This window comes from Shinella sedimenti (assembly GCF_022601905.1).
GTDB lineage: Bacteria > Pseudomonadota > Alphaproteobacteria > Rhizobiales > Rhizobiaceae > Shinella > Shinella sedimenti.
On record NZ_JAKVIN010000009.1, the window covers coordinates 109,701 to 123,222 of the forward strand.

Annotated in this window: 15 protein-coding genes; 6 read left to right on the forward strand and 9 right to left on the reverse strand. The window is 64.5% G+C overall.

Features of this window, described 5'->3' with window-relative positions:
• Positions 1-90 precede the first annotated feature (90 nt).
• From MKI86_RS20365 to MKI86_RS20390, 6 genes are all read right to left on the reverse strand, one after another.
• Positions 91-1,047 carry a glycine--tRNA ligase subunit alpha gene (locus MKI86_RS20365; protein WP_241604752.1) on the reverse strand — a complete coding sequence of 319 codons (957 nt, stop codon included), beginning with the start codon at positions 1,045-1,047 and terminating at the stop codon, positions 91-93.
• A gap of 199 nt (positions 1,048-1,246) precedes the next feature.
• The gene (locus MKI86_RS20370; protein WP_241604754.1) at positions 1,247-2,317 is read right to left on the reverse strand and encodes a dTDP-glucose 4,6-dehydratase; all 1,071 of its coding nucleotides are present in this window, start codon (positions 2,315-2,317) and stop codon (positions 1,247-1,249) included.
• Between the two features lie 211 nt (positions 2,318-2,528).
• On the reverse strand, positions 2,529-2,720 hold the full coding sequence (locus MKI86_RS20375) for a hypothetical protein (protein ID WP_241604757.1): 192 nt from the start codon (positions 2,718-2,720) through the stop codon (positions 2,529-2,531).
• A gap of 26 nt (positions 2,721-2,746) precedes the next feature.
• Entirely contained in the window at positions 2,747-3,622 is an 876-nt protein-coding gene (locus MKI86_RS20380; RefSeq protein ID WP_241604759.1) for a S49 family peptidase, read from the reverse strand.
• 76 nt (positions 3,623-3,698) lie between these two features.
• Complete coding sequence (locus MKI86_RS20385) at positions 3,699-4,505, reverse strand: tRNA1(Val) (adenine(37)-N6)-methyltransferase (protein WP_241604761.1); 807 nt, start codon at positions 4,503-4,505, stop codon at positions 3,699-3,701.
• Positions 4,502-4,723, reverse strand: a complete 222-nt coding sequence (locus MKI86_RS20390) for a putative signal transducing protein (protein ID WP_241604763.1) — start codon at positions 4,721-4,723, stop codon at positions 4,502-4,504. The genes MKI86_RS20385 and MKI86_RS20390 overlap by 4 nt, the downstream gene beginning before the upstream one ends.
• 107 nt (positions 4,724-4,830) lie before the next feature.
• Here MKI86_RS20390 and MKI86_RS20395 point away from each other — a divergent pair, with 107 nt between their 5' ends.
• From MKI86_RS20395 to moaB, 4 genes are all read left to right on the forward strand, one after another.
• Positions 4,831-5,847: a polyprenyl synthetase family protein gene (locus MKI86_RS20395; protein ID WP_241604765.1), complete on the forward strand. Its 1,017-nt coding sequence runs from the start codon at positions 4,831-4,833 to the stop codon at positions 5,845-5,847.
• A gap of 165 nt (positions 5,848-6,012) precedes the next feature.
• Positions 6,013-7,866: a tetratricopeptide repeat protein gene (locus MKI86_RS20400; protein ID WP_241604767.1), complete on the forward strand. Its 1,854-nt coding sequence runs from the start codon at positions 6,013-6,015 to the stop codon at positions 7,864-7,866.
• Between the two features lie 4 nt (positions 7,867-7,870).
• Entirely contained in the window at positions 7,871-8,767 is an 897-nt protein-coding gene (locus tag MKI86_RS20405) for a 4-(cytidine 5'-diphospho)-2-C-methyl-D-erythritol kinase (protein WP_241604769.1), read from the forward strand.
• Positions 8,754-9,302: a molybdenum cofactor biosynthesis protein B gene (gene moaB, locus MKI86_RS20410; protein WP_241604771.1), complete on the forward strand. Its 549-nt coding sequence runs from the start codon at positions 8,754-8,756 to the stop codon at positions 9,300-9,302. Before MKI86_RS20405 ends, moaB begins: the two co-directional genes overlap by 14 nt.
• 6 nt (positions 9,303-9,308) lie before the next feature.
• Here the strand turns inward: moaB and MKI86_RS20415 are convergent, their stop codons facing one another.
• Positions 9,309-9,845 carry a glycosyltransferase family protein gene (locus MKI86_RS20415; RefSeq protein WP_241604773.1) on the reverse strand — a complete coding sequence of 179 codons (537 nt, stop codon included), beginning with the start codon at positions 9,843-9,845 and terminating at the stop codon, positions 9,309-9,311.
• Positions 9,846-10,016: 171 nt separating this feature from the next.
• Between MKI86_RS20415 and MKI86_RS20420 the strand changes: the two genes are divergently transcribed.
• Together MKI86_RS20420 and rnhB are read left to right on the forward strand one after the other, a co-directional pair.
• The gene (locus MKI86_RS20420; protein WP_241604775.1) at positions 10,017-11,174 is read left to right on the forward strand and encodes a PA0069 family radical SAM protein; all 1,158 of its coding nucleotides are present in this window, start codon (positions 10,017-10,019) and stop codon (positions 11,172-11,174) included.
• Positions 11,175-11,441: 267 nt separating this feature from the next.
• A complete protein-coding gene (gene rnhB / locus MKI86_RS20425; protein WP_241604777.1) occupies positions 11,442-12,092 on the forward strand; it encodes a ribonuclease HII in 651 nt (216 codons plus the stop codon).
• A 202-nt stretch (positions 12,093-12,294) separates the two neighbouring features.
• On the opposite strand, the gene MKI86_RS20430 is transcribed toward rnhB, so the two are convergent.
• Together MKI86_RS20430 and MKI86_RS20435 are read right to left on the reverse strand one after the other, a co-directional pair.
• On the reverse strand, positions 12,295-12,780 hold the full coding sequence (locus MKI86_RS20430; protein WP_241604780.1) for a F0F1 ATP synthase subunit B: 486 nt from the start codon (positions 12,778-12,780) through the stop codon (positions 12,295-12,297).
• 10 nt (positions 12,781-12,790) lie between these two features.
• On the reverse strand, positions 12,791-13,444 hold the full coding sequence (locus MKI86_RS20435; protein WP_241604782.1) for a F0F1 ATP synthase subunit B: 654 nt from the start codon (positions 13,442-13,444) through the stop codon (positions 12,791-12,793).
• Between the last annotated feature and the right edge of the window lie 78 nt (positions 13,445-13,522).

Below are 13,522 nucleotides of genomic sequence, written 5' to 3' on the forward strand. Positions count from 1 at the left end.
ACGGCGTATCCCCTCTGTCGTCATCCTCGGGTCAAGCCCGAGGATGACGGAGGAGACGTACGGTGGCGCCGGCAACAGAAAGACCGACCCTCAGGCCGCGTCCTTGTTCCAGTTTGCCCCGCCGGCATCCGTCAGCAGGAAGGCTTCGCCGCAGGCCTTCGCGAGCGTGCGCACGCGCAGGATATAGCTCTGGCGCTCGGTGACGGAGATCACACCGCGGGCATCGAGCAGGTTGAAGACGTGGCTAGCCTTGATGCACTGGTCATAGGCCGGCAGCACGCATTTGTGCAGGGCGTCGCTATCGCCCGGCGCACCGGCGGCGAGCAGGGCCTGGCACTCCTTCTCCGCATCGATGAAGTGGCGGTGCAGCATGGCCGTGTCGGCATATTCGAAGTTGTGGCGGGAATATTCCTGCTCGGCCTGCAGGAAGACATCGCCATAGGTGATCTTCTCGTCGCCCTCGCGGCCATTGAAGTTCAGGTCGTAGACGTTGTCGACGCCCTGCACATACATGGCGAGGCGTTCGAGGCCGTAGGTCAGTTCGCCGGCGACCGGCGCGCATTCGATGCCGCAGACCTGCTGAAAATAGGTGAACTGCGAGACTTCCATGCCGTCGCACCAGCATTCCCAGCCGAGGCCCCAGGCCCCCAGCGTCGGGCTCTCCCAGTCGTCCTCGACGAAGCGCACATCATGCAGCAGCGGATCGAGGCCGATGGCGGCGAGCGAGCCGAGATAGAGTTCCTGAAGGTTCGACGGGTTCGGCTTCAGGATGACCTGATACTGGTAATAGTGCTGGAGGCGATTCGGGTTCTCGCCATAGCGGCCATCCGACGGGCGGCGCGAGGGCTGCACATAGGCGGCCCGCCACGGGCGCGGCCCGAGCGCGCGCAGCGTGGTTGCCGGATGGAACGTTCCCGCACCCACTTCCATGTCATAGGGCTGGAGCACCGCGCAACCCTTGTCCGCCCAGTAGTTATGCAGGGTCAGGATCAGCGCCTGAAAGGAGCGGGTCGGGTTCATGTGATCAGGCAGGGCGGCAGAGGTCATCGGTCATGTCCGGACATTCATAGAAGCTGGCGGACTGGTGCCACGATGCGCCGGAAGGGTCAAGGGAAAGAGGAATTAGGCGGTAGGCAGTAGGCAGTAGGCAATAGGATTTAGGCAGTAGGTGTAAATCGTCGGGCAAAGACTTGTACAACTCCCCTTAAACCCTACTGCCTAAATCCTATTGCCTACCGCCTCCCTTTCAATGCCGCTCCAGCGAGCGGAAGAGACCCGACCCGGCCGTCTGCGTGACGACCTGCACGCGTTGCGGTGCCAGGTCGGGCACCTGTGCGAGGCGGCGGCGGGCGCCGCCGGGAATGCGCGCGCCATACCAGGCGGCGAGCGCCGGCAGTTCTCCGCGAAGCGACCCCCTCGCCCGCCAGCCGAGCGCCTTCAGCGCGGTCGTATCGAGCGGCGGCCGGCTGACATTCTTCGGGCGGCCGGCAACGAAGCTCACGCCGGCGACCGGGTCCTGAACCGTCTCCAGCACCATGCGCGCGACGTTGAGAATATCGACGGGATCTTCACCGGCGACATTGTAGGTGGCGTTTTCCGCCCCGTTCGTGACGACGGTGCGCAGCGCCGTGCAGAAATCCGCGATCGGCAGGAAGCTGCGGCGTTGCAGGCCGTCGCCATGCACCGGCAGCGGGCGACCCACGGCCGCCAGTTCCAGGAAGCGCGGCAACAGCTTCTCCACGTTCTGGCGCGTACCGATCAGATTGACAGGCCGCAGCACACGGATATCGACGCCGAACGAGCGGGTGAGGCCGGCGATCAGCATCTCGGCCGCGGCCTTGGAGGCGCCATAGGGATTGTCGGGCATCAGCGGCGAACGCTCACCGGCCGGGGCGTTCTCGCCCGATCCATAGACTTCGGCCGAACTGATATGGATCATCAGCGGTACGCTGCGTCGTCCCATGGCCTCCACCAGCACCTGCGTGCCCAGCGCGTTGGCGAGCGTGAAGCGCTCGGGAACGGAAAAGGCGCGTTCGACATGGCTTTCGGCGGCGGCATGCACCACCAGATCGGCCCCTTTCAGGACCTCCGTCACCAGGTCGAGATTGCAGACGTCGCCTTGCTGGATCGTCACCCGTCCGGAGCGCAGGGCAGCATCGAGATGCGACATATCTGCGGCATAGGTGAAAGCATCGAGCACGCGGATGCGCGCCATCGGACAATGGGCCAGAAGGTCATCGACGACATGGGAGCCGACAAAGCCGGCGCCACCCGTCACGACGATGGTGCGGATATGGTCGAGGTCGAGCGAGGCCATGGTGGTACTCCGATCAGCGCAGGCGCATTGCAATCCGCCCTCATGGCGGCCATGCCCTCAAGATCGGTGGTCCCACGCGCGGGCACAACACGCGCCAGCGCAGCACAGCGATAAATGCGGAATTAACCTTACGAGACCTGGTTAACGTGCGAAAACAATACGTAAGCCCTTTTCACGTCGCCCCGAAACAGGATGAAACCGTGCCGGAACGTTACTCGTCGTCGCGGCGCACGCGGTACTCGCCCGTTTCCGGATCCTTGACCAGCGTGCCGGTCGCGCCGGTGCGACGCTCCTCTTCGGTGCGGCGGCGCACCCGGCTCAGGCGCTCGGCATCCGACACGAACTTGCGATAGCCGAACCAGGCAAGGCCAACGACCAGAAGCAGAAAGATAATCTGGGCCATGCCCTCCCCCGTTGTTCTACGACGCCTTATCCCGGCAGGCCGAAGCGGCCCCACAGCGCCTTTTCTTCCGCAAGCTCGGCCACGGCCGAAACACCGGCCGACCCTATACGGTCTGCCATGTCGAGGGAAAGCCCCCCGACGCCGGGCGTCTTTCGTCCGAACAATCCCTTCGGGGTGGAAACGAGTTCCAGTCGCGTCTTCGGGCCGTAGCGGCGCTTGAGTTCGGAGCGCATGTCGGACAGCCCGTCGACGAGCCCGAGCGCGCGGCCGCGACCGCCCGTCCAGAACAGGCCGGAGAAGAGATCGGGGTCATCCGCAAGCCGTGTGCCGCGCCGCGCCTTCACCATGTCGATGAAGACCTGATGGATCTCGACCTGCAGCGACTTCAGATATTCGACATCGCTTTCGCGCTCCGGCTGGAACGGGTCGAGGATCGCCTTGTTGGAGCCAGCGGTGTAGACGCGCCGCTCCACGCCGATCTTCTTGAGCATCTCCGGAAAGCCGAAACCACCCGAAACGACGCCGATTGAACCGACGATGGAGGTGGGGTCGGCGAAAATCTCATCGCCGGCGAGCGCGATCATATAGCCGCCCGAGGCCGCCACATCCTCCACGAAGACCAGGACGGGCTTGTTCTTTTCAACCGCGAGGTCGCGAATGCGCTGGAAGATCAGGCGCGACTGCACCGGCGAGCCGCCGGGCGAATTGATGGAAATCGCGACGGCCGGCGCATCCTTGTAGGCAAAGGCCCTTTCGAGGGCCGGTGCGGCACCCGCGAGATTCAGCGCCGGCCGGAACTGGCTGCCGCCGGCCATGATCGCGCCATGCAGCCGCACGACGGGAACGACGACGCCCTCCTTGCGGAACTTCTTCGGCACCAGCCTCTTCAAAAATCCGGCCATGCGGGTCGTGTCTCCTGTTCTTTCGTCCGGCTGATGTATGCACGGGACGGCAAAACGCAATGGCGCGCCGGAAAATTCAGGGTCGCGACAGACGCGGATAACTGGCCCGGCCGTTGTTCAGATCGTTGACGAACGCACTGAAGGCATGGCCCGGCCCATCGTGCATGACGAGCGGCATGCGCAGGTTCAGGCGGGCGCGAGAGCCCTTGATCGCGGTCACCAGAATGCGTAGCGCGTTTTCCCCGATGCGGGGATGGATGGGCGTGATCTCGACCCCGCCGAAACGCCGGCCGCAGGCGGCGATGATCTCAGCGATGGATTGCGGCCGGGCGATCAGCGAAAGCTGTCCGCCGGGCCTGAGGATGGCGCCGGCCGTGCGGATCCACCGCTCGAACAGATCGTCCTCCATGGCGTGCGCCGCCGCCTTCAGCGCGTCGGGCGCTTTCCGGTCTGAGGAGTCGTTGAAGGGCGGGTTCATGATAACGTGATCGTGATCGTCATCGGCCAGGCCGGCAGCCACACGAGCCCGGCCGGTGAGCGTCACATCCGCCTCGAGCACGCGGACGCGGTCGGCAAATGGTGCGTTGTCTTCAAGCGCCAGCGACTTGCGCGCGAAGGCGGCCATGAGCGGGGAGCGCTCGACGAGCAGGACCTCAGCCTTCTCGATGCGGGCCACTACGGCAAGGCCGGCGGCTCCTGCACCGGCGCCGAGATCGGCAACGCGCATTGGCCCATCGCCGCTGACCAGCGACGCCAGCAGCATCGCATCCATGCCCGAACGATGGCCGACGCCCTTCGGCTGGACGACGTGGAAGCGGCCGTAATGGAAGGCGTCGACGGTTTCCGTGACCGGCTTTTCCGGCTCGGGAGACGCCTTGGTCACGGGCGCAGCTCCGCGGCAAGCCCTGCATCCCTGAGGATGCCGCGCGCCTCGTCCTCCCGGTCGCTTTCGACGAGGAAACGGCGCGGCAGCATGCCAAGCGAGCCTTCGAGAATGCTCATTCCCTGATCGGCGATCAGGCAGTGGATACCCGCCTCCTTCATGAGGCTTTCCGCGAAGGAGAGCAGAACGGCGTCGTTGGTGCGGATCAGTTCGATCATTCGGGTCTTTTCCAGCCTTAATTCCGGAGGCGGGACAATTCGCCTCTTGCCGCATGAGGCCCCGCTTTCTATTGTCTTTCAACAAAAATGAACAGGAGTCCGGGCATTTGGGCGTCGTGATACCGCTTGAAGAAGGCAAAAACAAACAGGCATCGGTGAAGCCGCTCGTCGACCTTACAAAAGCCGACATGGAACGGGTGAACCAGCTCATCCTGTCGAAAGCCGGTTCCGACGTGCAGATGATTCCCGAGGTTGCAAACCACCTCATCTCGTCCGGCGGCAAGCGCCTGCGTCCCATGCTGACGCTCGCGGCAGCCTCCATGTTCGGCTATGGCGGCGACCATCACATCAAGCTCGCGACCAGCGTCGAGTTCATGCACACCGCCACGCTGCTGCATGACGACGTGGTCGATGAGAGCGACCTGCGCCGCGGAAAATCCACCGCCCGCATGATCTGGGGGAACCAGGCGAGCGTGCTCGTCGGCGACTTCCTTCTCGGCCAGGCTTTCAAGATGATGGTCGAGGTCGGCTCGCTGGAAGCGCTCGACGTGCTGTCGACCGCCGCCACAGTGATCGCCGAGGGCGAGGTTCTGCAGCTGTCCGTCGCCAAGAACATGGAGACGACGGAGGACGACTATCTCGAAGTCATTCGCGCCAAGACGGCCGCCCTCTTTGCCGCCGCTTCCGAAGTGGGCCCGATCATCGCCAATACCGGCAAGGCCGAGCGCAATGCGCTGAAGTCCTACGGCATGAATCTCGGCCTCGCCTTCCAGCTGGTCGATGACGCGCTCGACTACGGCGGCAAGGCGGCCGACCTGGGCAAGAACACCGGCGACGATTTCCGCGAGGGCAAGATCACGCTGCCGGTCATTCTGGCCTGGCGCCGCGGCACGGCCGAGGACCGTGCGTTCTGGCGCGAGACGATCGAGGGCGGCAAGAGCGACGATGCCAATCTGGAGCGGGCGCTCGGCCTCATCACCCGCTATGGCGGTCTGACGGACACGATTGCCCGCGCGCAGCATTACGGCATGATCGCCCGCGATGCGCTTGCCCCCCTTCCGGCAAGCCCCTGGAAGGATGCGCTGCTCGAAGTCATCGACTTCTCCATCGCCCGCGTCAGCTGACGGCATTCCGCCAAATCCGGCGTGGCAGGATTATCTTGCCGCGCCGCGCCAAAAAAGCCATTCTCTGCCGTCATGAGTCCATGACTGATTTGGGCGCCATCGTGGCAGGACGTGCCGCGCTGGGTGCCGGGGCGACCTTCATACCTTCCGGTGAAAGGCATTTTGATGCGGCATTTCCTCCTCCTTCGGCTTCTTTCCGGCGTGGCGATTGCTGCCAGCATCACGCTCGCCGGTCCCCTGGCCGGTCCGTCCGCCGCCTATGCGCAGGACAAGCCCGCTGCCGAGGCGGCCGATGAGACGCCGTTCGATCCGCTGAGCGTCAACACCTTCTCCGGCGCCTTCCTGGCGGCCCGCACCGCGGATTTCGACAAGGACTACGCCACCGCCGTCAAGCTCTACAAGATCGCGCTCCAGTTCGACCCGACGAACACCGACGTCAAGCAGCGCCTGATGATCACACAGCTGATGAGCGGCGACTTCGCCGAGGGCGTGAAGCTTGCCGACACGCTGAAAAACGACCCGTCCGTCGAGCGCATCACCTCGACCGTGCGCGGCATGGAGGCGATCCGCAAACGTGAATACAAGTCGGCGGAAAAGATCCTCGCCTATAAGGGGCCGAACGATCTCGACCGCATGATGAACGACCTCCTGCTCGCCTGGGCCAAGTTCGGCGACGGCAAGCCGAAGGAGGCGCTCAAGCTCGTCACGGGCATGCAGGGGCCGGAATGGCTCGCCATCTTCAAGAACTACCATGCCGGCGCGCTGGCCGCAGCCGCAGGCGACAAGGCGACGGCGCGCGCACGCCTCAACGAGGCGATCCTCGACCGCAACGGCGCTGGCGCTGCACCCGACACCTTCATTCGCGCCGTCATGGCGCTGGCCCGCCTTGAGGCCCGCGACGGCAACAAGCAGAAGGCGCTCGACGCGATCTCGGTGGGTGACAATTTTGTTACGAGCTACGCGCCGCTGAAGGCTCTGCGCCAGAGCATCGAGGCCGGCGAGAAGCAGGAGCAGCAGGTCCGCACCGCCGCCCAGGGCGCTGCCGCCGTGCTCTTTTCCATCGGCGGCGCACTGAACCGCGACGGGGCGGAAGACATCGTCGCGCTCTATCTCCAGGCCGCCCGCGCGCTCGACCCCGACAGCGACGACGTTCTGGTTCTTCTCGGCGGTATTGCCGAAAACCAGAAGAAGCCAGATATCGCCATCGATTATTACCGGGCCGTGCCCGAGAAATCGCCGATGCGCCGCATTTCCGAATTGCAGCTCGGCCTCAACCTTGCCGACACCGGCAAGGTGGACGAAGCCAAGAAGCACCTTCAGGAGCTGATCGATGCCGATCCGGCCGACCTGCGCAGCTATCTCGCGCTCGGCAGTGTGCTGTCCGACGCCAAGGACTATCGCGCCATGGCCACTCTCTACGACAAGGCCGTCGGTGTCATCGGTCCTGTTCCGACCCGCAACCACTGGAGCGTCTTCTTCCAGCGCGGCATCGCCTATGAGCGTCTGAAGGAATGGGACAAGGCCGAGCCGAATTTCCGCAAGTCGCTGGAACTGAACCCTGACCAGCCGCAGGTGCTGAACTATCTCGGCTATTCCTGGGTGGACATGAACCGGAACCTCGATGAGGGCCTGGACATGATCCGCAAGGCAGTGAGCCTCAAGCCTGATGACGGCTATATCGTCGATTCGCTTGGCTGGGCCTATTACCGTCTCGGCCGCTTCGACGACGCCGTTGCGGAACTGGAGCGCGCGGCGGAGCTCAAGGCCGGCGATCCCACCGTCAACGATCACCTCGGCGATGCCTACTGGCGCGTCGGCCGCAAACTGGAAGCGACCTTCCAGTGGAACCGCGCGCTCGGGCTGAAGCCGGAAGACGCGGAGATCGTCAAGATCAAGGACAAGATCGAAAACGGTCTCGCCGATATCAAGCCTTCCGACCCGGCCTCGGCCCAAGCGAAGGAAGACAAGCCCGCGCAGAAAATCGCGCCGGAAGAAAAAGCCGCGGACCGCAAGTCCTGACCGCATGCCCGGCGACACCCTTTCGGGCTTTGCCGTTGTCGAACCGGCGCCCGCCAAGATAAACCTCGCGCTGCACGTCGTCGGCGAGCGCGAGGATGGCTACCATCTCCTCGACAGCCTCGTAACCTTCACAGCCTTCGGCGACTGCATCGCGCTGTCGCCGGCCGGTGAGGACCGCTTCACGCTGTCCGGCCGCTTTTCCGGCACGCTGGCAGCAGAGGGTGACAATCTCGTCACCCGCGCGCGTGACCGGCTGCGTGCGGCGCTGGAACAGACGGGGCAATCCGCCCCGCCCGTGCATATTCATCTGGAAAAGAACCTTCCCATTGCCTCCGGCATCGGCGGCGGCTCGGCGGATGCGGCCGCTACACTGCGCGGCCTGCTTGCCCTGTGGCACGCGCATCTGCCCGGCGACCGGCTCGACGCCATCGCCATCGGGCTCGGCGCGGATGTGCCCATGTGCCTCGCCGGCCGTCCGTTGCTGGCACGCGGCATCGGCGAGGATATCACGCCCGTAGCGCTTCCCGCGCTCTTCATGGTGCTCGCCAACCCTCTCGTGGGTGTCTCGACGCCAGCCGTGTTTCGCGCGCTCGCCTCCAAGCGGAACGGGCCGCTGGCGCTTCAAGATATGCCGGAAGACTGGCTGGATGCCATTGCCGGCCTGCGCAACGATCTGGAGCCGCCTGCCCGCCGGCTCTGCCCGCAGATCGGGGAACTGGCCAACGATCTTGCCGCGACGGATGCACGCGTCGTGCGGATGTCCGGTTCCGGCGCCTCCTGCTTCGCGCTATACGCTTCGGACGCAATGGCCGAGGCGGCGGCGGCTTCGCTGAGGCAGCAACACCCCGACTGGTTCATCACCGCCACCCGCACGCTGGAGGGACACGATGGCACGCCTTGACGAGACGAGACCGTTCATCCCGGTCGGCATCGCGGTGCTGACCGTCTCGGATACCCGCACACCAGAGACAGACCGTTCCGGGGATACGCTGGTCGCGCGCATCGCCGACGCCGGCCACAGGCTCGTTGCCCGCGCGATCGTGCCGGACGATATCGCCACCATTCGCGCGCAGGTCGAGGCCTGGACGCGCGACGATGCGGTCGACGTTGTCATCACCACCGGTGGCACGGGCTTCACGGGCCGCGATGTGACGCCGGAGGCACTGGAGCCGATCTTCGAGAAACGCATGGACGGCTTTTCGGAGGTCTTCCACCGCATCTCCTATGACAAGATCGGCACCTCCACGATCCAGTCGCGCGCGACGGGCGGTGTCACCAACGCCACCTTCATCTTCGTGCTGCCCGGCTCGCCCGGCGCCTGCAAGGATGCCTGGGACGGCATTCTCAAGGCACAACTCGACTACAGGCACATGCCCTGCAATTTCGTGGAAATCATGCCGCGTCTCGACGAGCACCTGAAGCGCTCGGCCGGCTGAGCCGCCTCAACCGGCCACGAGCTGCGCGCGCATCGCCCTGATCGCCCAGGCGGGCACGATCTCGGCGACGAGGGAAAAGGTCTTCGTACCCTTAGCGATGTCGGAGAGGGACATGCCGGTGCGCACTGCGGCCGCAGCCTGCCGTTTGCTGACAAGATAGCCCTGCTCGAGTGGCGAAAGGCGGCGCCCGAAGCGTTTCAGGAATGGGCGACGGTGATTGCGCGAGCCGGTGAACCGCGCCGGGCCGGCACTGACCGAGACATGATCGGCGATGGCATCGACCCACCCGGTCATCGGGCGTGCGCCAGGCTCCAGAAGGAGCAGCCAGTCGCCGCGCGCCGCGCGCACGACATCCTTCATGTCCCAGCTGGTGAGAAACCGGCAACCGGCTGCATCCGCCACACGGGCGGAACCATCGCGCGAGCCGTGATCGAGCACGATGACCTCCCGCACGATTCCCTCGACAGCACCCGGAACAAGCGCCGAAAGCGTCTGAGCAAGCTCGGCCTCGTTGTCCCGGCATTCGATGATGATCGTCAGCATACATCCTACTACCGCATCGCAGCATGAATTGCCACCGCCGCAAGACCGTCGCATTGCCGCATGGTTAGGCGACATGGTTAGCCGGAACAAATTTGTTCTTGCATTGTTCTCATTTCGATTATAGGAATATAGTCATTGAACCGGGGCGAGACGGTCCCGCCGGAGATAGCCATGAACGATGTTGCAAACCTGAGGCAGGGTGCCCTAGCGCCCGGCCATGCGAAGGATGTTGCCGAAGCACTGCTGGCTGATACGGGCATGCGCATCGATGGAGACCGCCGACGCGGCCGGGGCGCCGGGCTCAACTTCACCGGCCGTTTCGAGCCCGTGACGCGCGAAAGCTTCGACGACGGCTGGCAGACGCTGGAGGAGCTTCCGCCGTTCCGCACCGAGGTCCAGGTCGAGAAGCCGCGTACCATCATCACCCGCAACGAATCGCCGGATATTCCCTTCGACCGCTCGATCAATCCCTATCGCGGCTGCGAGCATGGCTGCATCTACTGCTTCGCCAGGCCGACTCATGCCTTCATGGGCCTGTCCGCCGGCCTCGATTTCGAAGCGAAGCTCTTCGCCAAGCCGGATGCGCCCAAGCTGCTCGAACGCGAATTGTCCAAGCCCGGCTACAAGCCGCGTGTCATCGCAATCGGCACCAATACCGATCCCTACCAGCCTATCGAGAAGGAATGGCGTATCATGCGCCAGATTCTCGAAGTGCTCGACAAGGCCAACCATCCTGTCTCGATCGTCACCAAATCGGCGCTCGTCATGCGCGATATGGATATTCTCTCCCGCATGGCCGCCCGCGGCCTGGCCTGGGTCGGCATGTCGGTGACGACACTCGACCGGAAGCTTGCCCGCACCATGGAGCCGCGGGCAGCCACCCCGTCACGCCGGCTGGAGGCGATCCGCGCACTCTCCGATGCCGGTATCCCCACCGCCGTCATGATGGCGCCGATCATTCCCGGCCTCAATGATCACGAGATCGAAAAGGTGCTCGATTCGGGCAAGGCGGCCGGGGCGATGGAAGCGAGCTATGTGCTGCTGCGCCTGCCGCTGGAAGTGAGCCCCCTCTTCCGTGAGTGGCTGCTGCGCAACTATCCGGACCGCTATCGCCATGTCATGTCCCTCGTGCGCTCCATGCGTGACGGCAAGGATTACGACGCGGAATTCGGCAAGCGCATGAAGGGTGCCGGCCCCTATGCCTGGCAGATCGCCCGACGCTTCGAGATGGCCAGCAAGCGGCTGGAACTGACGCGAACGCGTCGGAACCTGTCCGGCGACCAGTTCATTCCGCCCTCGGGCAGCGGCGTGCAGTTGTCCTTGCTCTGAAAGTCGGTGGGTGAGGTTTGACCACGTTCCCCAGTGTGGCGTGCCGGCAAAGCGGCATGCGTTACGGAAACGGAGCCGTGGCCGGCATCACCGGCAAGGCCGCGACAGTGATTTGAAAGTTCTGCGCAGTTCCTTGGGCCGGCCGGCTCGTGAAAGGCGCTATCCTCTTCCGGTCCGCCAATCCCCGGGCGCACCGGTTGCCCCTCCGGCATCCGCCTCCTGCCGGGGGACTTGCAGGGAATCGGACGGATGTGCGAGGTTCGCCGCATGTCCCGTCCCGCATCCTCCGATTCCCGCCTTCTTTTCGATATGCCCGAAGGGCCCGACTTCTCGATGGAGATGGCGGCCAGAAAACGCGGCCTCTGGCCGGTCGCAGGGACTGACGAGGCCGGGCGCGGCCCTTTGGCCGGGCCCGTGGTCGCGGCGGCGGTCGTGCTCGACCCTGATAACATTCCCGATGGTCTTCACGATTCCAAGCAATTGAGCGCGGCGAAGCGGGAAATGCTGTTTGCCCGCATCATGGAAACGGCCTTCGTATCCGTCGCGTCAAGTTCCTCGCGGCGCATCGATACGATCGACATTCGCAAGGCGAGCCTCGATGCCATGCGCCGCGCCGTCGCGGGTCTCGAAGTGGCGCCGAGGCTCGTCCTGACGGACGGCCGTGACGTGCCGCCGGGCCTAGCCTGCGAGGGCCGGGCCGTCATCAAGGGCGACGCGCTCTCCGTTTCGATTTCGGCGGCCTCGATCGTCGCCAAGGTGATGAGGGACCGGATGATGGCGCGCGCGGAGGAAACCTATCCAGGATACGGCTTTGCCGTGCATGCCGGTTATGCTACCCAGGTGCACCGCACCGCTATCGAGTCCATCGGTCCCTGCCGCCTCCACCGCATGAGCTTTCGCCCGCTGCGCAAGGACTGATCCGCCCCTTGGCACCATGCAGATCACCAGTTCCACGCTGGATATCAAAGCGCGTACGCTGGCTGCCAACCGGCAGAGGCACCAAAGTATCGTGTCTGATCGCCAGCGTCGAACACTCAGCACAGACCAATGTTCGGTATACGCCGGACGCAAAAAAGGCCGGATCGCTCCGGCCTTTTTCAATTCATCGAGAATGGCGACCTCAGTTGAGGCGGCTCTTCACTTCGCTGATCGCGTTGTCGAAGAGCGACTTGCCGGTTGCGGCATCTGCCTTGGCGGCGATGACCTTCTCGGCGGCCGCAACAGCGAGATCGACGGCTGCGGCGCGCACGGCGTTGATCGCGTCGACTTCCGCCTGCTTGATCTTCTGCTCGGAGAGCGCCGTGCGGCGGGTGACGTATTCCTCGGTCTTCTGCTTGGCCTCGGCGGTCAGGGCGCTCGCTTCGCGTTCAGCGGCGGCGACGATGCTTGCAGCTTCCGCCTCGGCATCCTTGCGCTTGCGCTGGTATTCGGCGAGCAGGTGCTGGGCCTCCTCACGAAGGCGCTTGGCTTCCGCCAGCTCGTTCTGGATCTTCTCGGCACGGGCGTCGAGACCCTTGGCCATCATGCCCGGAACCTTGAGATAGGCAATCAGGGCCAGGAACAGCAGGAGGCCGACAAAGGCATAGAATGTTGCGTCGAATGCCATGGTATCCTCCTTATTCGCCCGCTGCCGACTTCACGGCCGAAGCGATTTCGGCCTTGGTGGCCTTGGCGCCGATCAGCTGTTCGACGACGGCTGCGGTCGTTTCCTCGGCAATCGTGCCGACATCGGCAAGCGCCTTGGCCTTGATTTCGGCGATGCGCGTTTCCGCACCGGCGATCTTGTCCTGCAGCGAGGCTTCGATCTTGGCGCGCTCGGCGTCGGCCTTGGCCTTGGCTTCGTCGCGGGCGGTCGAGGCGATTGCGTTGCCCTTGGCGCGGGCAGCGGCGAGTTCCTGTTCGTAGGAAGCGATCGCAGCGTCGGCTTCCGCCTTCAGGCGGGACGCTTCGTCGAGATCCTGTGCGATGCGGTCGTGCCGCGTCTCCAGAATGCCGCCGATGCGCGGAATGACGACCTTCGACATGAGAAGGTAGAAAAGACCGAACGTGATCGCGAGCCACAGAAGCTGCGATGCAAACGTTGTCTGGTCGAACGGGGGGAAGACGCCGGAAGCGTGCTCGCCGCCATGGGCAACACCCGTTTCGGTGTGCACTTCGCCTGCCGGCTGAGCCGCATGCGCATCCGCAGGGGTCTCATGCGTATCCGCAGGAGTTTCCGCCTGGGCGATTTCGAAGGGGGTGGACTCGGCCGATGCCAAGGTCACAGACATGCTGACCTCCAGGGGGCACTCTCAGATCATGTACGGAACGTACGATGGACCACGGCCCTTGCGGGGCCATGGTCCAGT